General features: G+C 61.3%; 14 protein-coding genes. 1 reads left to right on the top strand and 13 read right to left on the bottom strand.

What is annotated here, in order from left to right; all coding sequences use genetic code 11:
- Positions 1–87: 87 nt before the first annotated feature.
- The 7 genes from G7048_RS23020 to G7048_RS22990 form a co-directional block, all read right to left on the bottom strand.
- Positions 88–3795 (bottom strand): hypothetical protein, encoded by a 3708-nt coding sequence (locus G7048_RS23020; RefSeq protein ID WP_240933362.1) that lies wholly within the window; start codon positions 3793–3795, stop codon positions 88–90.
- A 787-nt stretch (positions 3796–4582) separates the two neighbouring features.
- Positions 4583–5029: a hypothetical protein gene (locus tag G7048_RS23015; protein ID WP_166070361.1), complete on the bottom strand. Its 447-nt coding sequence runs from the start codon at positions 5027–5029 to the stop codon at positions 4583–4585.
- Positions 5030–5437: 408 nt separating this feature from the next.
- Positions 5438–6379, bottom strand: a complete 942-nt coding sequence (locus G7048_RS23010; protein ID WP_166070360.1) for a LysR substrate-binding domain-containing protein — start codon at positions 6377–6379, stop codon at positions 5438–5440.
- A gap of 42 nt (positions 6380–6421) precedes the next feature.
- The gene (locus G7048_RS23005; RefSeq protein ID WP_166070359.1) at positions 6422–7297 is read right to left on the bottom strand and encodes an alpha/beta fold hydrolase; all 876 of its coding nucleotides are present in this window, start codon (positions 7295–7297) and stop codon (positions 6422–6424) included.
- Positions 7298–7322: 25 nt separating this feature from the next.
- Positions 7323–9404 carry an acetate--CoA ligase family protein gene (locus G7048_RS23000; protein ID WP_166070358.1) on the bottom strand — a complete coding sequence of 694 codons (2082 nt, stop codon included), beginning with the start codon at positions 9402–9404 and terminating at the stop codon, positions 7323–7325.
- A gap of 17 nt (positions 9405–9421) precedes the next feature.
- Positions 9422–10402 carry a tripartite tricarboxylate transporter substrate binding protein gene (locus tag G7048_RS22995; RefSeq protein ID WP_166070357.1) on the bottom strand — a complete coding sequence of 327 codons (981 nt, stop codon included), beginning with the start codon at positions 10400–10402 and terminating at the stop codon, positions 9422–9424.
- Positions 10403–10496: 94 nt separating this feature from the next.
- Entirely contained in the window at positions 10497–11651 is a 1155-nt protein-coding gene (locus tag G7048_RS22990) for an acyl-CoA dehydrogenase family protein (protein ID WP_166070356.1), read from the bottom strand.
- A 237-nt stretch (positions 11652–11888) separates the two neighbouring features.
- On the opposite strand from G7048_RS22990, the gene G7048_RS22985 reads away from it, so the two are divergent.
- Positions 11889–13223 (top strand): MmgE/PrpD family protein, encoded by a 1335-nt coding sequence (locus G7048_RS22985; protein WP_166070355.1) that lies wholly within the window; start codon positions 11889–11891, stop codon positions 13221–13223.
- Between the two features lie 325 nt (positions 13224–13548).
- On the opposite strand, the gene G7048_RS22980 is transcribed toward G7048_RS22985, so the two are convergent.
- The 6 genes from G7048_RS22980 to imuA form a co-directional block, all read right to left on the bottom strand.
- Positions 13549–14699, bottom strand: a protein-coding gene (locus G7048_RS22980; protein ID WP_166066293.1) for an IS3 family transposase whose coding sequence is annotated in 2 segments (ribosomal slippage) — positions 13549–14453 and positions 14453–14699 — 1152 coding nt in all. Because the reading frame shifts where the segments join, the coding sequence is not laid out codon by codon here.
- Between the two features lie 60 nt (positions 14700–14759).
- Positions 14760–15908 (bottom strand): type II toxin-antitoxin system HipA family toxin, encoded by a 1149-nt coding sequence (locus G7048_RS22975; RefSeq protein ID WP_166070354.1) that lies wholly within the window; start codon positions 15906–15908, stop codon positions 14760–14762.
- Positions 15905–16237, bottom strand: a complete 333-nt coding sequence (locus tag G7048_RS22970) for a helix-turn-helix domain-containing protein (protein ID WP_166070353.1) — start codon at positions 16235–16237, stop codon at positions 15905–15907. Before G7048_RS22970 ends, G7048_RS22975 begins: the two co-directional genes overlap by 4 nt.
- An 86-nt stretch (positions 16238–16323) precedes the next feature.
- Positions 16324–19599, bottom strand: coding sequence for an error-prone DNA polymerase (locus tag G7048_RS22965; RefSeq protein WP_166070352.1), 3276 nt, complete (start codon positions 19597–19599; stop codon positions 16324–16326).
- Positions 19596–20981: a DNA polymerase Y family protein gene (locus tag G7048_RS22960; RefSeq protein WP_166070351.1), complete on the bottom strand. Its 1386-nt coding sequence runs from the start codon at positions 20979–20981 to the stop codon at positions 19596–19598. The genes G7048_RS22965 and G7048_RS22960 overlap by 4 nt, the downstream gene beginning before the upstream one ends.
- Complete coding sequence (gene imuA, locus G7048_RS22955; protein WP_166070350.1) at positions 20947–21813, bottom strand: translesion DNA synthesis-associated protein ImuA; 867 nt, start codon at positions 21811–21813, stop codon at positions 20947–20949. The genes G7048_RS22960 and imuA overlap by 35 nt, the downstream gene beginning before the upstream one ends.
- Positions 21814–21863: the final 50 nt, after the last annotated feature.

The following is a 21863-nucleotide window of genomic DNA, read 5'->3' as shown; positions in this document are numbered from 1 at the left end:
CCTGCCTGAAGCATCTCCAGGCAGGCTGGTTGAGTGGCTCAAAGCATCATTCGATCCTCAAAGCGACATCTGCCAGCGCAGCCCGGATCAACGTTTGCCATGCGCCGAGCTACGAGCGCGGCGGCGCTGAATGGCCCCTGCCGTGCCGATGAGTGCCAACGACATCAGCGCAAGCATCCAGGGTTGGTCCAGCGGCACTGGCTTGGGATCGCCCGTTGCTGGCTTGGTGCCGGTGGTGATGCTGACAGAGGAAACGCAAGGCATTGCCATTGATGCGCCACCAACGCACTTGGTCTGCGCGTCCGACGACTTGGTCGTGGCCGTGTTCGGAATGCTGGCCGGAGGCGTCGCACTCACCTTGGTGGTCACGTTGAAAGTCACCGTCTCGCCCGCAGCCAACGAAGGCAGCATCACGGCGAGCACCTGCGCCGCACCGCTTGGCATGCCGCTTGGGCATGGCGTGGTGGCACCTGGCACGCAGCTCCACGTGCCGGCCTCAAGACCCGTGACCAACGTGTCCGTCACATCCACATTGGTGAGCGCGACGTTGCCGGGGTTGGAGACCTTGATTGCGTAGCTCACCGCGTCGCCCGCGTAGTAGGTGGTGGCTGTGGTGGTCACCGATTTGACGATGGCCAGTTGTGGGTCGACCGCCAGATTGATCAGCGCGGTGGATTGGCACGGCATCGTCAACGCTGTCGTACCGTCGGTTGCCACGCAGGCAAACGTGGTGGTGGCCGCCTTGGTCAGTTTGCCGGACTTGGTGATGGCTCCGACGGTGGCCGTGTTGGCCACACCGTTCACATTGGCTGTGATGCTGCCCAGCTTGGCCACCGCCGTGAAGGTGACCGAGTCATTGGGTGCCAACGCCAGATCACTCACGCTCAGTGCCAACCCTGTGGGACTGAAGGTGGGGCAAGCGGACGTGCCGTTCGCTGCGCAAGTCCAGGCCGCGCTGGCGAAGGCCGCTGGCAATGTGTCGTTCACCAGCATGTCGCTCACCGCAACCGGGCCGTGGTTCTTCACCGTGATGGTATAGGTCACATCTTGGTTGCTGTAGTACGGGCCGACTCCACCGGTCACCAGTTTCTCGATGGACAGCTTGGGCGTGGCCGACAGGTTGACCGGCACCGTGGACTGGCAAGCGCCTGTCGTGGCTGGCACGCATTCCCACGGCACGGTGGTGCTCGTGGATTTCACCTCTGCGGTATTGGGCAAGGTGGCCTTGCTTCCATCCACCGTGCCCAGCTTGGCTTTGGCGGTGAACACCACCGACTCACCCTTGCCCAGCGACGGAATGGTCGTGCCCAGCGAGAGCGCGGTGTTGGCTGTCGTATCCGCATTGAACGTGGTGCAGAACGTGTTGGTGGCCGCACTCGCCGTGCAAGACCACACCACGCTCGCGAAGTCCGGCGTGGGCAACGCGTCCGTCACCAGCACATCGCTCACACCAATGGCGGTGCTCGGGTTGGTGACCGTGATGGTGTAGTTCACCGTATCGCCCGTGTAGTAAACGGCGGGCGGCGTGGGCGTAGTGGCAATCGCCTTCACGATCGAGAGCTGCGGCTTGGCCGACAGCGTGATCGGCACCGATGCCGAGCACCCGCTTGCAGCGCATGCCCAAGGCGGATTGGTCGCCGATGGCGCCACCGTCGCCGTATTGGGCAGGCTGGCCTTGGAGCCATCGACTGTGCCCAGCTTGGCTGCGCCGGTGAACACTACAACTTCATTGCCCGCCAAAGTCGGGAGGGTCGCATTCAGCGTCAGCGCCGAGCTGCTGAAGCCCGAGCAGAACGTATTCGCGCTGACCGAGGATGAGCATGTCCAGTTCACGCTCGCGAAGTCTGGCGTGGGCAGTGCGTCGGTCACCAACACATTGCTCAGCGCCACAGGTGTGGTGCTGCTGACTGTGATGGTGTAGTGCACCGTATCGCCCGTGTAGTAGATGCTGGGCGGTGTCGGCGTCGCTGCAATCGCCTTGGCGATGGAGACCCCCGCATTGGGCGACAGCGTCACATTGGCGGTGGCCGTGCACAGGTTTGATGAATCCAGTGGAGTCGCACAAGTCCAGGGGGCAGCGGCTGTCACCTGAGCGGTATTGGGAACCGTCGCAACCGTGCTGCGCGGAGCGACTGTCGCAGTGGCCACAAATTGAATCCAACCGCCAGCGCCGGGAAGCGCTGCAGGCAAGTTCCAGCTCAAAGGAGCGCCAGTGCTCGCGAATCCATTGCACAACGCGGCGTTGGAGGCCGTGCAAGCCCAAACAACGCTGGAGAAGTTGGATGCGCCAGACTGTGGATCCGTCACCGTCACGTTCGAGGCCGCCACCGAGCTATTGTTCTCGACGCGCACGGTATAGGTGAATTGATTCGTTGGGTAGAAAGGACCTGGGCCTGAAGCCGATTTGGTGATGCCCAGTTGCGGCGTAGCCGACAGAACCACTAGCACGCTAGCCAAGCACGGCTTGGCAGCATCGACCACGCCCGCCATGTCCGCGCAAGTCCAGGGAGCCGTTGTGCTGGTCGAGCTGGCCGTGGCAATGTTGGTCACACCATTGACACCAGAGACGCTACCCACCACGGCCTGTGCGGTGAAGACGACCGATTCGCTCGCGGCAAGGCTCAAACCTGTCACCGCCAAGGTCGATCCGGTACTCATGCCCGGAAAGGTCGCCGGATCGCAAATGGGGTTGGCCGAAGGCGAGCAAGACCATGTCACGCTGCTGAAGCTGCCGGGAACGGTGTCGTCCACCTTCACATTGCCGATCGGCCCTCCGCCCACGTTCTTCACCGTCACGGTGTAGCTCACAGTGTTGCCTGCGTAGTAGACCGTCGGAGTCGCTGGAACTGTTTTGGTGATGGCCAGCTTGGCCTTGGGAACGAGCAGGATCGGAGCCGACGAAGTGCAAGGCTTGGCCTTGTCCAAACCCGTATTGGGATCCAGACACAACCAGGTTGCGTTGCTTGGTGTCACCGTCACCGTGTTGTTGGTGGACACTGTGTTCACCAAGGTGTTCTCGTCCTGGACCAGCGCCTGCACGACGTACTCCAGACTCTTGCCCGCAGGCAGCGAGGCAATGGTGGAAGTCAAAGTACCTCCTGCCCCCAGGGAACCTCCCGCACTTGTTCCCGTGGGACACGGAGTCTGGTCTCCGGCTGCTTTCTGGCAATACCATGTGGCAGACGCATAGCCCGCAGGAAGCGGGTCGCTGACCACCACATTGGTGAGCGCGAAGCCGCCCTTGTTCATTACACGGATCAGATAGTTGGCGGTCTGACCGGGATAGAGTGGCCCGGTCTCCTGCACATCTTTGGTGACAGCAATCAGCGGATTCGTCGACACCGTATCGGACGAAGAGCACGGCGTCACACCGTTCACCGCCGCACAACTGAAGCTCGAGGGTGGCGTGATGGTGGCTGTATTGGTGATCACATTCACTGGGGTTGGCACATTGGAGGTGAATGATCCACTCACTCGGAATGTCATCTGACTGCCTGCCGGCAAGGCCCCCGTGGTGATACCTCCTGATGTGGTCTTCAAAGCCTGCTGATTGAAGATGTATCCACCAGCAGGAGTCTGAATGACGGATGGGCAAACAGCCAACGCCCCCCTGGGAACACTACAGGTTGCCGCTGTGGAGGTAGTGAAGCCCGTTGGCATCAGATCGGTCAGTGTTGTATTTGAAGCGTCCACCGTGCCGTAATTGGCGATCTTGATGTCGTAGTACAGCGGCGAACCATTGGTCACCGTGCCTGTGAATGGCGTGCCATTGCTGTTGACCGCCTGCTTTGTCACACTCAATTTGGGTTGACACAATGCCGTCTCGTTGGCTTGCAGCAAGAGACCTGATGGGTCCGTCAGGTTCGCAATCAGAAGGTAGATACTGTTGGTACCTACTTGCCACAAGCCGCTGCCCAACTGGAACGTCACCTTGTTGCCTGCGGAAAAACCGCCTACGCCACTGTGCGGCGCGGCTGGATTGATCCCAGAGTAATCAAGTGCCAAAGTTCCGTTGACAAAAACTCTACGCAAGAAGTCGTCCGTGCTCCCATTCAAGGTCACATTGAATTGATCAGCAACTTCCTGGCTGGCGATATTGAACTGGTAGCGGAAGATGGTGTAGTTACGTGCGAAATAGGGAGGCTGGTCCAGATTGTCATTGCCTGTGAAATCCCAAAAGCCCAGCCACTCTGCGTTGGGAAAGGTTGAGGCGATCCATGTGCCCACTACTTTATTGCCGACCACTGCACGCTGATACGCCGCCAAATTGAACTCAGTGAGATCGGAGGGCAAGGGGTTGGGATTGGCAGCACTCGACGATGTGGTCACATCATTTTTCGTGCGGATGTAGGACCAGTGGTCGTCATACGCATTAGCAGGCTTTTTGGTACTCGTTGATGTGTAACCTGTATTGTCCGAATCGGCCCTGACGTTGTTGATCCCGGTGTTGAAGATCGCAGGGTCTGATGCACAGGTCAGCGTGGGAATGGGCTTCGCGGTATCAAGGGCAACACCCAGACTGGTTGTCTTGTTGCATGCCACCGTCTGATTGGAAAAGTTCCTGCAAAACGAAGCATTGCCGTTACTCTGGACGAACAATGTTGTTCGTGTAAGCATTATTGTTTTGTGGCACGGCCACGGGCGACACCACGGTCGCGACACCATTGAAGACGATATTCGTCCCTGGCTCCAGAATGCTCACAACAGGCGTCGTTGTGGACGCTGTAGTAGCGCTGAAGGTATTGCAATACGTTTGGCCAGTGGGTGAAGTTGAAGTGCAAGTCCAGTTGACCGACGAAAAAATGCCTGCCGTTGTCGTGTTGATCAAGCGCACATTTGGCGCATTCACCGTGCCGATGTTGTTGATCGTGACACTGAAGTTCACCACCTGACCGGCTGCGAATGGGCGATCCGGCCAAGACTGACTGACCTTCAACACCTGCGCCATCGCATTGGGCGCCGCCAAAACCGATACCAACGCCACCAGCAAAAGCGCGAGGCTGTAGAAGAATTTTTTGAAAGTCTGCATGTAGCTCCCGCTCTTGTTCCTGGTCTGGTCGGCTTGTCTGATGGCCAAGCTACAAATCAATCATTTGCGATATTTGTAAATTTACACAAAAATTTACAACACACACAATTTACCTGTATCTTCACTTGAGCTTATTCGATATTGACTTCGGATTTTCAATAGCTTGCATTAATTAAACATGTGCTTCATATGGGAAATCGTCAAGGCTGATGCAGCTTTGATGCCCATACGCTCGTACTCAGTTTGAAAAAAACGGCCTCTCCTTTTGTCAAGAGAGGCCGTTCCTTCAAATCGCGCGAGGAATCAATTCAAGCGCTGCGAGCTTCAATGGCTGACGCGAGCCATTTCAAGGCGCCCGGATGCGTTGAACCATGGGTGGATGCTTTCAACGCGCTTGCGCGGCATCCGCTACCGCATCGTCGCAACCGTTGGCTGCATCCCCGTTGTGCAAGCAGCGGACCACGCTACCTGCTCCTTGATCCAATCCCTGAACAACATCACCTTGCGTGCATGCCGCTGCAGTTGCGGGCGCACGAGGTAGTACGACGCGCCGGTGCGCACCGGCAGGCTGAATGGGCGCACCAGTCGCTGTGCTTTCAAATCGTCGGCGAGCAAGGAGGTCTGGCCGATGGCGATTCCGAGGCCTTCGACGGCTGCCTGCCATGTGAGCACGGAGGTGCTGAAGCGCATGCGTTCGGTGCTCGCTATGTCTTCGTCGTAGCGGCACAGACGGGTCCAGGTGGGCCAGTCGTCCTGGCGGTAGTGCGATACCAGCAGGCAGGTGCGCAGCAATGCGCGTGGGTAGGCGGAATCGGGCGCGTGTTTCTTGAAGAAGTCGGGGCTGCAGACAGGCTCGATGATGTCCTCGAAAAGGAAGTCGGCGTCCTGCCCTTGCCATGCACCGTTGCCCATTTGGATGGCGAGGTCTACGTTGTCGCGGTCGAAGTCCACGGGCTTGACCGAGTTGGTGATGACGACCGAGATGTCCTTGTAGCGCGCATGAAAATCCGACAGACGCGGGATCAGCCATTTGGCAGCGAAGGTGGTGTAGGTCTGGATGCGCAGCGTGTTGTCCGAGCCGCTGCGCATGATGCTGGAAGTGGCCTTAGAGATGGCTTCGAAGGCCGGAGCGATTTCTTCGCCGTAGAGCACGCCGGCCTGCGTGAGGCTGATGCCGTGGCGCTCGCGGCGAAAGAGTTCGATGCCGAGATAGGTCTGCAGCACGTTGAGCTGCTTGCTCACCGCGGACTGGCTGATGTGCAGCTCCTGCGCGGCCTTGGTGAGGTTCTGGGTGCGCACGACGGCGTCAAAAACCTTCAGGGGATTGAGCGGAGGCAGCTTTTTCGACATGGCTTGATTGTAGGAGCGCCAGAGGCGCGCTCCAGTGTGGGCTCAGCGCTGGGCGAGCCAGTAATTGAGCAGCACGTTGACGGTGGAGGCCGCGTCGTACTGCACCCAGTGCCCGGCGTTCGGAATGGTCGTCCACTCGCGCTCCTGGCGGTTCTGTGCGAGAAATTCCGCCGCCTTCACGGGCTCGGCGGTCACGTCCTCTTCGCCCCAGAGCATGAACATGGGCGCATGCACATCGGGCAGAACGTCGGCCAGCAAAGCACCGCGCGAATAGGTCTTGCTGTAAAAGCGCGTCTTCTCGCACGATTGCTCGTGAATCCAGCAGGCGTCCGCATCGGCCGCGCCCGCGAGCATGAAGGCTTTGAGGTTTTCCTTGAGCACCAATGCGCGCTCTTCGCCCTCGAACTCGCGCCAATTGCGCATGGGCACTTCGCTCGCACGGCGCAGACCGTGACCTGCGCTGCCTAGCAGGCTGAGCGTGCGAATCTGCGGCATGCGCTGCGCGACCTTGCCTGCGACGAGTCCACCAAACGAGAAGCCGATCAGATGAAACGGCGTCTGTCCCAACTGGTCTTCGATGCCGTGTTGGAGCACTTGCACCAACGCATCCAGCCGCGCCGGATCGCGTGCGGGCAGGTCGAAATCGGTGGAGTCGCCAAAGCCCGGCATATCGGGCAGCAGCACGCGGTACTTGTCGGCGAACGCGTCCACATTGCGCAGCCAATGCAGCCACGAGCCATGGCCGCCATGCAGCGCGACGAGTGGAATGCCGTCCTGCGGCCCCCACTCGCGCCACTGCACCGTGCAGCCCGCATTTTGCGTGGTGTGTTGCGTGGTCCGCATGCGCGCCCTGCCCTGCAGATCGCGAGCGACCGCAGGCATGGTGTCGGGCAGTTTGTTGAGCACTTTATTGAGCATTTTTTCGCTCATGCACATGGGTCCGTCAAGCCTGCAGAATCAGAGCATCGACCGCGAGCACGCCCTCGCCTTCGGGCATGACCATGAGCGGGTTCACCTCGGCTTCGCTGACCTTCAAGTCCGGTCGCACGGCAAGCTGCGACAGGTTGGCGATGGTCTGCGCCAGTGCTTCCAGATCGCCCTTTTTCGTGCCGCGCAAACCAGCCACGGTCTGCAGCATGCGGACTTCGCCGATCATCTCGCGCGCGACGTCAACGCTCACCGGAGCCAGACGAATGCTGCGGTCCTTCATCACCTCGGCCCAGATGCCACCGGCCGCGAGCATGATGATCGGGCCTGCATCCACATCAACGCGGTAGCCCACCAGCACCTCGGTCAGGCCCCGGCGCATGGGCTGCACCAGCACCTCGTTGCAGGCGATGTCCGGAGCGCGTTCCGCCAGATTCTTCTTGAGCGTGCCAAAGGCCTGCGCAAGCTGCTCGGCGTTCTGGATGCCCAGCACCACGCCGCCCACTTCGGTCTTGTGCGGAATCTGCGCGGAGCACACCTTGGCGACGACCGGATAAGCAAATGGCAGATCGGTGGGCGCAGCATCCATTGCAAACGTGGCTGCGGGCGCGTGCGGCACATTCAACTGGTCGAGCAGCGCATAAGCATCGGACTCCTTGAGCGAATGCGTGTCTGCAACCTGACCTGCTGTCGCGTCCTGCCCCGGCTGGCGGCGAGCGAACACCGATGCAATGGCGTCGGCGCAAGCCTCGGGCGTGCGAAAGCATGGAATCTGCGCTTCGGTCAGTTGCGCGAGCGCGTTCGGCGCGTCGGGCACCAGCATCGCCAGCAGCGGCTTGTCGTGATTCGCGCTGTCGATGATGGGCTTGACCGCCAGATCGGGATTGAAGCGCGCGGATGAGCCGACCACCGCCACCACCAGATCGAACTCCGATGCCTCCAGCAGAATGTCGAGCGCCTTCTTCATCACCTCGTACTTGGTGCCTGCCAGCGTCAGGTCGAGCACGCGGCCTGCGGTGCCGGGAATGTCGGCGGCCTGCAGCTTGGCCAGCGTCTCGGGCGAGACGGATTCCACCGTCACATCGCGAATGCCGAGCTGGTCCACCACCATGGCCGCGCCGCCGCCGGTCGTCGTCACCACACCGACGCGCTTGCTTGCGCTCTTGCGCGCCAGCGGCAGCTTCTTGGCCAGCGGCATCACTTCAAACAGCGTCTCCAGCATCTCGACACGCACCACGCCCAGATCCTTGAGGAAGGCATCGGCGATGTCGTCCTCGCCCGCCAACGCGCCGGTGTGCGTCGCGGACATTTCTGCCGCAGCGCTCGATCGGCCGAGCTTGTACGCAACCACCGGCTTGCCGCGCTTGGCGGCCTCACGCGCGAATGCCTTGAGCTTGTCTCCGTGGTGCAGGCTTTCCAGAAACAGCACATAGCCTTCGATCTTGGGATCGTCCAGCGTCGCCATGCAGATTTCACCGACGCTCAGATCGACCTCGCTGCCGACCGACACCAGGCCCGCAAAGCCCACGCCGCGCGCCTTGCCGCGCGAGACCAGTGCGCCGATCATGCTGCCGCTGTGCGATGCGACGAACACGTTGCCGGAAGGCATGTCGGGCTCGGCAAACGCGGCATTGGCCGTCAGCATCAGGCCGTTGGACGGATTGACCACGCCCAGGCTGCTGGGGCCCAGCAGGCGGATGCCGGTTTCTCTGGCGATCTGGCGCAGCTCTTCTTCACGCGCCGCGCCTTCGGGGCCGGTCTCTGAAAAGCCGCTGGCCAGAATCACCACCAGCTTCACGCCAAGGCGCGCGCATTCGCGCACGGTGTCCACCACCGTGTCGGTGGACGACAGCACAAAGACCGTGTCCGGCACTTCAGGCAGCGCCGCGAGCGAAGGCCAGGCCTGCTCGCCCTGCACTTGCGCGCGGTTCGGGTTGATCGGATAGACCTTGCCCGCAAAGCCCGCGCGGCGCAGAAACTGCTGGGGACGACCGCCCGTCTTCTTGGTGTCGTCGGATGCGCCGACCAGCGCGACGCTACCCGGATACAGCAGCGCCTTGCACAGGTCGGAGGTGTTGGTGGAGTGTGTACTCGACATGGATATCAGTTCCCGGATCAGTTTCCGATGTTGGCTTTCTTGAACTGGTCGGCCCAGAAGGCCACTTCCTCGTTCAGCTCAGCCTTGAATTCTTGCGGAGAATTGCCGATCAACATCGAACCTTGTGGAATCAGCGTGTCCTTGAAGGCCTTGGACTTCACGGCCTTCTGAATCACGGCGGCCAGCTTGTCGATGATCGGCTTGGGTGTGCCCGCAGGCGCCAGCAGCGCATTCCACGATTCGGACTTCATGTCCGGCACGCCCAGTTCCTTGAATGTGGGCACATTCGGCAAGCCCGGCAGACGCTGCGGCCCCGCGATCGCAATGGGGCGCACCTTGCCTGCTTCCAGATTCGGCATCGCGCCGGTCGATGTCATGAACGCCACGTCGATCACGCTGCCCATCAGGTCGTTGATCACGCCCGTCGTTCCGCCATAAGGCACGTGGACCATTTTGATGCCCGTGAGCTGCTCCAGACGCAGCATCGCCATGTGCTGCGTGCCGCCTTGGCCCGTGCTGCCGTATGACAGGCTCTCGGGCTTCTTCTTGGCCAGCGCCTCGAATTCTTGCCAGTTCTTCACCGGCAGCTTCGGGCTCACCGCCAGTACGCCGGGCGCGGATGAAATCTTGGACACAGGCTCGAAGCTCTTGATCGGATCGAACTTCTGCTGCGGGAACACATACTTGTTCATCGTGAGCGGCGATGCAGCCACCAGCAACGTATAGCCATCCGGGTGCGCATTGGCCACCATTTCGGAGGCGATGTTGCTGGTCGCGCCGGGCTTGTTCTCGACGATGAAAGCGCCCTTCAATTCATCCTGCAGCGCCTTGGCGACAAGGCGCGCGGTCACATCGGTAGGACCACCGGCCTGAAAGCCGACGATGATCTTCACAGGACGCGATGGATAGTTGTCGCCGGGCGCGGCGTGTGCGGCGGAAAGACCCAGAGCGCACAGCGATGCCAGGGCCAGCTTGGTGATGAGATTTCTCTTGTTCATGACGTTGGTCTCCATTTTCTGTTGTCGAAGGCGCTGCCACAGGCACATCGACGTGCCTGTTCAGCGCCATGGCGGCTTGGTACGTTTTTTGGCCTCAGGCCTTGGCGGCGCGCTGCGAGAACGTGCGATCGAACACGCCTTCGGCGATGCGGTTCTTCAAAATTTCGATGGAGCCACCGGCAATCATCCAACCGCGTGTGCGGCGCACGCAGTACTCGATCAGCGCTTCCTGGCTGAAGCCCATGCCGCCCATCACCTGCAGCGCCTCGTTGGAGCATTCCCAGCCCGCCATGTTGCAAGCCAGCTTGGCCATGGCCGTGCTCTGCGCACTCGGCAGGCCGGTTTCGCCTTCCAGCGCGGCCTTGTAGAGCAGCATCTGCGCCTGCTCCAGCTTCATCCACATGTCGGCAAACTTCCATTGCAGACCCTGGAATTCGCACAGCTCGCGGCCAAACTGCTTGCGGGTCAGCGCGTGTTCACGGGCGTGGTTGAACGCATAGCGGCCCAGCGCCAAAGCGCGCGAGGAATTGCCCAGACGCTCGACGTTGAAGCCCGAAATCTGCTTCTTGAAACCGCCCGCGCCCAGCAGCACGTTTTCCTTCGGGATACGGCAGTTCTCGAAATACAGTTGCGACCACTGCTCGCCGTTCATGAAGCTCGAAGGCTGGCCCACCACAAAACCGGGCGTACCCTTCTCGATCAGCACCGATCCGATGCCGCCCACGCCGGGGCCAAAGCGCACGTAGATCAGGAACAGCTCGGCCTCGGGGCTATGCGTGGAGAACACCTTGCTGCCGTTGATGATGTAGTGGTCACCGTCTTCCGTGGCGCTGGTCTTGAGTTCGGTGACGGCAGAGCCCGCATCCGGCTCGGTCATGCCCAAAGAGATGAGTTTTTTTCCACCCAGCAGATCGGGCAGAAAACGCTGCTTCTGCTCGGGCGATGCGTATTCCACAAACGTGCGGATCGGGCCGAAGTTGCCCGCCTGCACGATGTCCGCGCTCTTGGGGCAATGCAGCGCCACTTGCTGGATCGCCAGCACCGCATGCATCAGCGTGCCGCCCTGGCCGCCGTCTTCTTCAGAGAACGTGATGCCCAGCAGGCCCTGCTCGGACAGCATCTTGGAGGTCTCCCACGGATAGTGCGGCGAGTGTGCACGCTCCAGCGCGCTGGGAGCGAGCTTGTCCTTGGCAAAGCGCGCGACGCTGTCCGCAAATTCCTGATGTTCCTGGGAGAGAGTGAAGTCCATGTAGTTGCCTCATCAAAGCGGTGTTTTTCGATGGGCAAATCATGCAATGGCATGCCGCATTCCAGTTCTTCCGGTTACGCCGCCAGAAATAACCAAAACACATATCTCACAGACAACTCGTCCTCCCGCACGCCTGCGTTTGGCCTGATGATCAAGTCATTCCAGACCACCGCAGAGGCAGAGAAAATTTCTCTCAGCCTACCTGCCCATCTGTCCACCCGTAGAAAGATTTGCACCATGTTCGTGAGCGAAAAGCTGGGCCAGTACACCGCCGATTTCCACAACGCAGCCGTGAGCTACGACGTCATTCACCACGCCAAGCGCGCGCTGGTGGACTGGTACGGCGCCCTGCTCGCCGGCTACCCCATGGCCCCCACGCCCATGGTCGAAAAATCACTCGCCCTCGAACTCGACCAAGGCAAGGCCCGCCTGCCGCTGGGCCGCGCCGCATCGACGCGCGCCGCCGCGCTCATCAACGGCACGGCCTCGCACACCGCCGAGGTGGACGACATCTACCGCGAAGCCATCTACCACCCCGGCGCGCCCACGTTCTCGGCCGCCATAGCCGTCGGTCAGGCGCTCGACGTGAGCGGCATGGAGTTTCTGAAAGCCTCGATCGCCGGATACGAAACCTCCACCCGCATCGGCCGCACCATGGGCCGCACGCACTACAAGCACTGGCACAACACAGGCACCGTCGGCACTTTCGGCGCAACCACCGCAGCGGCCTACCTGCTGGGCCTGAACGCATCGCAAACCGCCAACGCCATCGCGCTCTCCGCCACCTTCGCAGCAGGCTTGCAGCAAGCCTTCAAGATGGACTCTCTCGCCAAACCCCTGCACTCCGGCCGCGCCGCCGAAGCAGGCGTCACCGCCGCCCTCATGGCCCAGCAAGGCATGATCTCGTCGCTCGACGTGTTCGAAGGCGAAGTCGGCTTAGGCCAAGCCATGAGCAACGGCCCGGACTGGACCCACGCGCTCGACGACCTGCACACGCAGTTCAACATCAACGCGATGACCTTCAAGAACCACGCCTGCTGCGGCCACACCTTTGCACCCATCGACGGCGCGCTCACGCTGCAGCAACAACACGGCATCAAGGCCGAGCACATCGAACGCGTCATCATCGCCACCTACTCCCCCGCGATCGCCGTGGCAGGCAACACCCACCCCACCACCGCACCCGAAGCCCGCTTCAGCATCCCCTTCGTCGTCGCCACCGCACTCCTGCACGGCAGCGTGCGCCTCGCCGCATTCGAATCCGAACGCCTCACCTCCCCCACCATCCGCGCGCTCATGTCACGCATAACGCTGCAAGTGGACCCCACCGCCGACGCCAAATTCCCCGGCCAACGCTCGGCCCAAGTGACGATTCAAACCAAGGACGGACAGCAGTTTTCGATGCTCCAACCCACCCGCAAAGGCGACCCGGACATGCCACTGACCGATGTGGAGTTGGATGAGAAGTTTGTGGAGTTGGCTGTGCCGGTGTTGGGGGCGGCGCGCAGCGCGGTGTTGTCTAAGGCGCTTTGGGGGATGGATGCTGCGGGGGATTTGTCGGGGATGTGTTGATTTGAGATTTGGTAGTTGAGTTGGAACGGGGATGCTAGCCCCCGCCTCTTTCATTGTTCTTCCCATGCCTTGCAAGCCCAATTGATGCTTTAGCCATCACATGTCACTCAAGACAAGCTTCCTTCGGCATCGCTTTGCTCCCGATGCCAGTTTGCCCAAGCGTTCTGCTCAGCTCTGAACTGATCCGGACTGACAACTCTGGGGCGAACGCGATGCACATCACTTGGTTCCTTTTCAAAAACATAGCGGTCAGCGTGCTCAATGATGAGCTTGCGAATAAGTATTGCTGTCGGTTTTTCTAGTACTGTGAATCGCCCCGGATTTCCTAGACACTGTTGAGCCGTTGGGAATGCCGTCTTTCGAACTCTACCGGAGAGATATCTCCGGCGGTGCCATGACGCCTTTTCGGGTTGTAAAACATCTCGATGTAGTTGAAGACATCAGCCCTGGCCTCATCGCGCGTCGGGTAAATCTGGCGGCGAATACGCTCGCGCTTGAGCAACTGGAAGAAGCTCTCGGCCACGGCGTTGTCGTGACAGTTGCCGCGACGACTCATGCTGGAGACCAGATTGTGATCTCGCAGAAAGCCCTGCCAGTCATGGCCTGTAAACTGACTACCCTGATCCGAATGCACCATGACAGGCAGCTTAGGCCTGCGACGCCACAAGGCCATCAACAGTGCATCGAGCACCAAGCCAGTATCGATGCGGCTGCCCATAGACCAGCCAACAACCTGACGTGAGAACAGGTCAACCACCACCGCCAGATACAGCCAACCTTCATGGGTGCGGATGTATGTGATGTCAGTCACCCAAGCTTGGTTGGGCTCGGCCGCTGCGAAGCGGCGCTGCAAGTGATTGGGCGCGACGATGGCAGGTTTGCCGCCACGCATGCCTGCACGGCGTTTGTAGCCCGTCTGTGAGCGCAGCCCCTCGATTTTGAGCAGTCGTGCCACGCGATGCTTGCCGCAGCTCTCGCCCAAATCACGCATGTCCATGGTCAGCTTGCGATAGCCATAGACGCCACCACTCTCGAGCCACGCATGCTTGAGAAGACCCAACAGACGTTGATCGTCCTTTGCACGCAGGCTCATCGGTTGCGCCTTCCAGGCGTAGTAGCCGCTAGGGTGTACAGCCATGACCTTGCACAGTCGGCGAATGCTGTACTCACCTTCATGGCGCTTGATGAATGCGTACTTCACCCGGACTGCTTGGCAAAGTACGCTGCGGCCTTTTTTAGGATGTCGCGCTCCTCTGTGACTCGCTTGAGTTCAGCCTTCAGTCGTCGCAACTCCTCGGTTTGTGACACCTGTGCCGGCCGATCATGGGCAGGCGTTCCTTGAGCCTTGATCCATTGATAAAGGCTGTGCTGACTTACGCCTAGTCGGGCTGAAACATCGGCCACCTTATGGCCGCGCTCAGTGATCTGCTTGACTGCTTCGGTCTTGAATTCTTGGGGATATCTTTGGTTACTCATAGCACCTCCTATTGGGCCTTAGATTTGAGGCTCAGAGGTGTCTAGAAAACCCGGGGCGATTCACTTCCGAATCGTCTCGAATGCGGCGTCCAGGTAATCGTTGGCCTCTGCGTAAGCAATCCCGAGTTGCTTGGCTCCGATGAGCAGGTTGTCCGCAGTGGCACCCGCGTCGCCGTTTCTGCGCAAGCCCATGGCCAGTGCACGCACGTCTGTTACCTTTCCACCCGCTGGCGTGTAAGGCGCAATGTCATAGGCGGGCGATATGCGCCAGCCGTCCTGCGTGCGCAGGAAGCCGTGGTTTCTGGGGTGATCGTCGCCGTTGCCGATGAGCACGTTGAATGCCATCCGTCGCCACAGTTCGGCATGGTGTTCCGTCACACCCCACCGGCTCGCGTTCATGGCCAAGCCGATGTAGGTGCGGTTCGGGTTGTCGCGTTGGGCTGCAGTTGCGCCAAGCACCGTGGCGGCGCTTGCAAAGTACAGACGTTGGCTGCGACCGTCCTCCCGCATCACGCGATCAAAGCGTTTGATGAGCACCACACCGCGGTTGTTTCTGTGGATGTATTCGACCTCGGCTGCATCAATGCCGCAAAGGCTGGCCAGCCGCATGCTCACGAATTCGCGCAGAGTCGCCGTTGGGTCGTCCTGACGCGCAGAAAACTTGGCGATCCACTGCTGGCCCTTGTGCAGGACCGTCATCTTCGGGCGCTCGCCGCCAAGACTGGTGGTGATGCCGCCCTCCACGCTGGTGATGACATGGGCGCTCGACTGCGCGGGGTCCAGGTCATCCATCGCATCGAACATGGCGTGTGAAGAATGCGGCACAAAACGGGCCTTGTCGGCGATGTTCTCGCAGACCTCCAACGCTCCCACGGCATCGCCGGGCGAGTGCTCCAGTGCGTCCAGGTGACTGAGGCTGGCGACGTTCCGGCGACGCTGAAGCATGTCCAAACCGAAGCCTTCGGGCTTCACATCTCTGAAGATGTCGAACAGACCTTCGTAGTCAGTCGTCTTGGCAACACCCTTGTAGCGAACCAGTTGGCGCTGATCGAGCGGCATGGCCTGAGGCTGGTCCCTGTAGCCTTCCTGATATCGGAACGAACCCAGCGGCCGACCGCCCGCCTCGCCAAGCCGATATTCACCAACGATGACAGGCTCCGTCGCTTCGGGGAGCCACAGCCAGACGGGCTTGACGGTGTCGTCGCTCATGCGCTTCTGCCTTTCTCGCGCACCCGCAAAGGCTGAGATGCCTCCAGCAGCGCGAATTCATGGTCATTCACACCCACGCTTCTGATCTGCCGGATGAAATCATCGATCAGATCCAGTGCCCACAAGACCTTGAGCACGAAGCCGAATTGCACGCTGACCGCACCCGCCTCCATATTGGAGATGGTGCGCTTGGAAATCTCGCAGCGCTGGGCCAGTTCGTCCTGAGTCCAGCCGCGCACGATTCTGGCCGTGCGGATCTTGGCGGCCAGAATCTTGGCCGCGTCCTCGGCCTCGAACGGCAGCATGGCGGTGTCGGATGACTTTTTCATGGTGAATGGCATCTTATCAAATAGCGTTTATTTACACCATATTTTCATTAAAGAGTAATTAAACGCAATTTAAAATCAAACCAGCATCAATGAAAATCCCGACTCCCATTCAGCACAGGAGCCAATCTCCCCAACAACGGCGTCAAATCCTTCACCCGTTCCGCAATCAAATGGCGCGCCGCGTGCTCCGGTGCGCTGGGGTTGGGGCGGCTGGATTGCCAGGTGCCTTCCACGGCCATCAGGCGTGAGCGCAGCAGGGGGTCGCGCCATTGTTCGAGCATGCTTGGCCAGACGACTACGTTGACGGTGCCGGTTTCGTCTTCGAGTGAGACGAACATGGTGCCTTTGGCGGTGCCGGGGCGTTGGCGGACGGTGACGATGCCTGCGGCGCGCACGCGTTGGCCGTTGGGCGCGTGGAGCAGTTGTTCGGCGGTGCGGATTTTCCAGCGGTCGAGGCGCTCGCGCAGCAGGCTCATGGGGTGGTTGCGCAGGGTGAGTCCGGTGGCGGCGTAGTCGAACAGGATGGCTTCGCCCTCTTTGGCTTCGGGCAGTTCGAGGCGGTCTTCGTGCGTGGGCGCGTCGCGCAGCAAGGGGGGTGCGCGCAGTTGGGCGGCGGCGTCCCACATCTGTTGGCGGCGGTGGCCGGAGAGGTGCGCAAGTGCGTCGGCGGCGGCCAGTGCCTGCAGGTCGTGTTTCGCGAGTTGGGCGCGCAGGGCCAGGTCTTGCGTGCTTTCAAACGGGGCTTGCGCGCGGGCTTGCAGCAGGCGCTTTGCGGCCGAGGCTTCTAGTTGCGCGACGAAGTTCAGGCCCAGGCGCACGGCGGGCTGTGGCTCGTCCACGCCGCGAATCGGCTGCGCAGGTGCTTCGAGCGTGCTGAGCCAGTCACTCGTCGTCACATCGACCGGCAGGACGCGCACGCCGTGTCGGCGCGCGTCCTGCACGAGTTGCGATGGCGTGTAGAAACCCATGGGCTGCGAGTTGAGCAGCGCGGCCAGAAAGCATGCGGGCTCGTGCCGCTTGAGCCACGCACTGGCGTAGGCGAGCAGCGCAAAGCTGTAGGCATGGCTTTCGGGGAAGCCGTATTCGCCAAAGCCGAGCATCTGCTGAAAAATCTGCTCGGCAAATTCGCGGCGGTAGTCGTTATCCACCATACCTTCGATGACGCGATCCTTGAAGTGATGCACGCCGCCCGTGCGCTTCCACGCGGCCATGGAGCGGCGCAGCGCGTCTGCCTCGCCCGCGTCGAAACCGGCAGCATCCATGGCGATCTGCATGACCTGTTCCTGGAAGATGGGAATGCCCAGCGTGCGTTCCAGCGCGGGTTTGAGTTCGGGCTTTTCCAATTCCAGCGGTTGCTCGTTTCGCTTGCGCTCCCGCGCCAGCAAGTACGGATGCACCATGCCGCCCTGAATCGGCCCCGGTCGCACGATGGCGACTTCGACCACCAGGTCGTAGAACTCGCGCGGCAGCAGGCGCGGCAGCATGCTCATCTGCGCGCGGCTTTCGATCTGGAAGGTGCCCACGGTGTCGGCCGCGCAGATCATGTCGTAGATGCGCGGATCGTCCTCGGGAATGTTGCTGAGCAGGTCCCAGCGCTCTTCGCGAATCTCGTTGCGCATGGCCAGACAACGGCGCAGCGCGGTGAGCATGCCAAGCGCGAGCACGTCGACCTTGAGCAGATTCATCGCATCGAGATCGTCCTTGTCCCACTGGATGATGGAGCGCTTTTCCATGCTCGCGGGCTCTACGGGAACGAGGCGTGTGAGCTTGTCCTGCGTAAGGACGAAGCCGCCCACGTGTTGACTGAGATGGCGCGGAAAGCCGCACAGTTGCTCGCTCAATGCCAGCCACAGTTGCGCGATATGTGTGCCGATGGTTGTGCCCACATCGTGCGCCAGCGCTTGCAGTCGCTCGGCTGCGGCCGCGTCGTCGAACCAGTGATGGTCCTTGGCGAACGCATCGACCAACACGGGCGCAACGCCCAACGCCTTGCCCACATCGCGCAAGGCACTGCGCAGGCGATACGTGATGACGACGGCAGTGATGGCGGCACGTTCCTGGCCGTATTTTTCGTAGATGTACTGGATGACTTCCTCGCGCCGCTCGTGCTCGAAATCGACGTCGATGTCGGGCGGCTCCTTGCGCTCTTTGCTGATGAAACGCTCGAAAAGAAGATTGCCTTTTTCGGGCCTTACTGCCGTGATGCCGAGAAAGAAACAGATCACCGAATTGGCCGCCGATCCGCGCCCCTGACACAGGATTCCCCAACTGCGTGCCTGACGAACAATGTCGTGGACCGTGAGGAAATACATCGCATAACCCAGCTCGCCGATCAAATCGAGCTCGTTCAAAACCTGGTTCTGAATATCCAGCGGAATGCCTTGCGGATACCACGCACGCGCGCCCTCCCACGTCAACCAAGTCAAGGTCTGCTGCGCTGTCTTGCCGGGCAGCACGGTCTCCAGTGGGTAGTTGTAGCGAATCTGCTCCAGCTTGAAATGGCAGCGGCTGGCCACCTCCACCGTGGCCGCCATCAGCTTGGGGGAATACGTCGTCGCCAGTTGCGTGCGCGGGCGCAAGCGGCGCTCGCCGTTGGGCGCAAGCGCATAACCGCATTCCGCCACGCTGCAATTCAAACCCACAGCGGTGATCACATCGAGCAACGGCTTGCGCGCACGCGAGTGCATGAGCACGCCGCCTGCGGCCACAAGCGGAACATTCAAACGCTCGCCCACTTGCTCCAGCATTTGCAGCCAAAGGCTGTCGCCCGAACCTTTGTGCAGTTCCAACGCCAGCGAGAAATCGCAGCTCAGCATGGCGCGAGCGCTCTCCAACGCCTGTTCAAGTTGCGCGCTATCTCCGACCTCCTTCATGAAGGCCGCGCGACTGGGAACGATCAACAACTCGCAGCCATGCAGCAAGTGCCAGGGCGACGCCGAGGTCAAACGATAAGAGCCCTTGAGCGCAGCCCCGCGCGCGGCGGTGATGAACTCGCACAGATCGCCCCAGCCCTGCAGATCGCGCGCGATGGCGACGATGCACAGGTCGCCAAACTGGAACTCGCTTCCGTAGAGCAAGGGAAGGTCGAACTCGCGTGTCTCCTTGCCATCCACCATGTCCTTTTTGCGCTTTTCCGTCAGATGTTGAACGGCCAACCACGCACGCACCACGCCGGCAACCGAGCACTCATCCGTAATGGCCAACGCGGCATAGCCCAGCGCTTCTGCGCGCTCGACCAGTTCTGCCGGATGCGAAGCCCCGCGCTGAAAGCTGAAATTGGTGAGGCAATGCAGCTCCACATAGTCCGGCAAGGCCGAAGCGGGTAAAGGAGATTTCGTGCGCTCGTAATCCATGGCGCTCATCCATAGAAGCCATGCAGAAACCAGTCGTGCGTATCGTTGACGCGAAAGATCCAGACCCAGCCTGCCGCCGGGTTGTGCGCAACGAAATACTCGCGTTTGCTCAAGCCCGGCGCGGCTTGTGGCCCGACGACGCCATCACGGAGCGATGCCTCCGCAGCCTCCCACCAGCCGCTTTCAAAACGCTGCGGCCCAGCCTTGAGACTCAACATCTGCCCGTGCAGACAAGGTTTGTGCTGGCGCACCGCGAGCCCTTGCGGCTGCGGCAAAAGCCATGCGGGCCAGAGCGCAGCGCGCGGGTCGATATCCGTTGCAGCCGTTCGGCCCTCCGGCTGCCGCATGGCGACGCTGGCGCTCTGCCAGATCTGCATATGCTCAGGCCGGTGATCGGCCTGCCGCTGCGGCACGCGCAAGCAGTCCTCACCCAAGCGCGCGCTGACCCGCTCGACAAACTGGTTCCACGGCTCGCCATTCGCTTCATTGGACGAACGTGGCAACAGGCTTGCGCTCTGCTGTGGCATGGGCTGGATTTCCAGCGTCCTCATCGCCAGCCGATTGACCGGCGCGGCCAGTCGCTGGTGCGCAAGCTGCTCGGCCAGCAGACGACGCAGGTGCGACAGATCCTGCAGCGGCTGGGCGGTGCGCAGTTCCATCTCGCCCCAGTCTGGCAGATCGACGCCATCGAGCCGTCGCAGGTCATTGCGCCAGCGCATCTGCAGTCGCAGCACGCCCAGATGACGCGCGCGCAACCAGGCCTGCAGCAGCGTCAGCAAATGCTCGGCCGAGTGCAGCAGATCGGCCGACGACGACGCGATCCATGGCAGTTCATGCTCCAGATCGAAATGCTGCGGCAGCGCGATCCAATGCATCGGACAAGCACGCTCGCCCCACAACTGATCCAGTGCCAGCAGACATTCCGCCCCCAGCCTTCGCGCCACACCCGAGCGCGGCAGTGCGCGCACATCGCCCAGCGTGCGGCAGCCCAGATTGTTCAATGCGGGGAGATGCGGCCTCAGCGCAGACAGCGTGGACATCGGCAGCCCTTGCGGCACCTGGCGAGGCCGCAGCTCTGCAGATTGCTTGTGTCGCAGCAGCGCCAGCGCCTGCAAGGCGGTTGGCCCCTCGGCCCAACGGTCACGGTGATTCACCGATTCATCCGGGATGGCACTCGGCCGCGGCGCATGCGCAAGCAGCAAACGCCGCAATGCAGCGCGCCCACCCCACAGCCGCTCGGCACTCGCGACCTCCAGCATCAGCGCCTCATCCAGCACCGCCACATTGGGCGTGAAATGCAGCGCCCACCAGCCATGGGCCTGCACCGCCGATGAAGGCATGTTCGCGATCTGCTCTTCACCGAGCGGCAAGCGCCACGCCATCCAGTGCATGGGGCACCTCCTGCAACGGGCGCTTGAGCCTGCCAAGCAACGCCCCCGCGTCCACACGATCACGCTCCTTGCGCCAGGCCTGCGCCGCCAATTCGGCAAGCAATAGCTCGCGCAACAAAGGCAGCTCGATCACCTTGTCCAGCGGCGGACCGCGCCGCTTGATCATCCGCACTTGCAGCGTCTTCTCCTGCACCTTCAGGCACAGCCGCAAGGGCGCAGGTGACGACTGCGCACGCGCCTGCTCGGGCCGGAACACCCACAGCAACTGCCGCTGTTGCGCGGCCAGCAACTGCAGCCTGCGCAAGGCCTGCGATTGCGCGTGCGGCAGCCATGCGAGCACGGCGCACACGTCACGGCATTTGAGGGCCTGCTCGCTCACCCACACACTGTCGGCGTCCGCGCTGCACCCCTTGCTCGCACGCCCGGATGTCTGCATTGGATAAATGCAGCACAACTGCCGCGCAGCAATCCCGGCCCATTCAGCAAACGGCGTGAACACCTGCCACGGCGGCGCCACCAACACCGCGCGTTGCCATGGCTGCTGGCCCAACACCTGCGCCAAAGCATGGCCCACCAGACTCCATTCCGCATGCGCCAGCGCAGGCAGCAAAATCTCCGACATCGCCCCTATAGGCCAGCCCCCACCAGGAAGCTCCGCATCCAGCCCCGCATGCCCAGACGGCAGCACCCGCGAGCCATGCGATTCGTCATTGGCCGATTGCCAATCCCCACCCTTCCACACGCCCAGCCGCAACAGGTCTGCAGGCTCGGCGCCAGCAAACCTGCGAGCCGCTTCCGCCTGAGCAGGGAGCAAGGGACGAGATGCAGTCATGGGGCAATGTGGATTTCATTGAATACTGGTTAAATATACAGTATTTAGCA

The sequence above is a fragment of the Diaphorobacter sp. HDW4B genome (assembly GCF_011305535.1).
Taxonomy (GTDB): Bacteria; Pseudomonadota; Gammaproteobacteria; order Burkholderiales; family Burkholderiaceae_C; genus Diaphorobacter_A.
The sequence above is the reverse complement of the archived record's forward strand: the minus strand, read 5'-3'. Positions and strand labels throughout refer to the sequence as shown.

What these genes read in the sequence shown, in the direction of transcription:
- G7048_RS23015 (WP_166070361.1), bottom strand. Translation starts at nt 5,029, where the DNA reads ATGCAGACTTTCAAAAAATTCTTCTACAGCCTCGCGCTTTTGCTGGTG.
- G7048_RS23010 (WP_166070360.1), bottom strand. Translation starts at nt 6,379, where the DNA reads ATGTCGAAAAAGCTGCCTCCGCTCAATCCCCTGAAGGTTTTTGACGCC.
- G7048_RS23005 (WP_166070359.1), bottom strand. Translation starts at nt 7,297, where the DNA reads ATGCTCAATAAAGTGCTCAACAAACTGCCCGACACCATGCCTGCGGTC.
- G7048_RS23000 (WP_166070358.1), bottom strand. Translation starts at nt 9,404, where the DNA reads ATGTCGAGTACACACTCCACCAACACCTCCGACCTGTGCAAGGCGCTG.
- G7048_RS22995 (WP_166070357.1), bottom strand. Translation starts at nt 10,402, where the DNA reads ATGAACAAGAGAAATCTCATCACCAAGCTGGCCCTGGCATCGCTGTGC.
- G7048_RS22990 (WP_166070356.1), bottom strand. Translation starts at nt 11,651, where the DNA reads ATGGACTTCACTCTCTCCCAGGAACATCAGGAATTTGCGGACAGCGTC.
- G7048_RS22985 (WP_166070355.1), top strand. Translation starts at nt 11,889, where the DNA reads ATGTTCGTGAGCGAAAAGCTGGGCCAGTACACCGCCGATTTCCACAAC.
- G7048_RS22975 (WP_166070354.1), bottom strand. Translation starts at nt 15,908, where the DNA reads ATGAGCGACGACACCGTCAAGCCCGTCTGGCTGTGGCTCCCCGAAGCG.
- G7048_RS22970 (WP_166070353.1), bottom strand. Translation starts at nt 16,237, where the DNA reads ATGAAAAAGTCATCCGACACCGCCATGCTGCCGTTCGAGGCCGAGGAC.
- G7048_RS22965 (WP_166070352.1), bottom strand. Translation starts at nt 19,599, where the DNA reads ATGAGCGCCATGGATTACGAGCGCACGAAATCTCCTTTACCCGCTTCG.
- G7048_RS22960 (WP_166070351.1), bottom strand. Translation starts at nt 20,981, where the DNA reads ATGCACTGGATGGCGTGGCGCTTGCCGCTCGGTGAAGAGCAGATCGCG.
- imuA (WP_166070350.1), bottom strand. Translation starts at nt 21,813, where the DNA reads ATGACTGCATCTCGTCCCTTGCTCCCTGCTCAGGCGGAAGCGGCTCGC.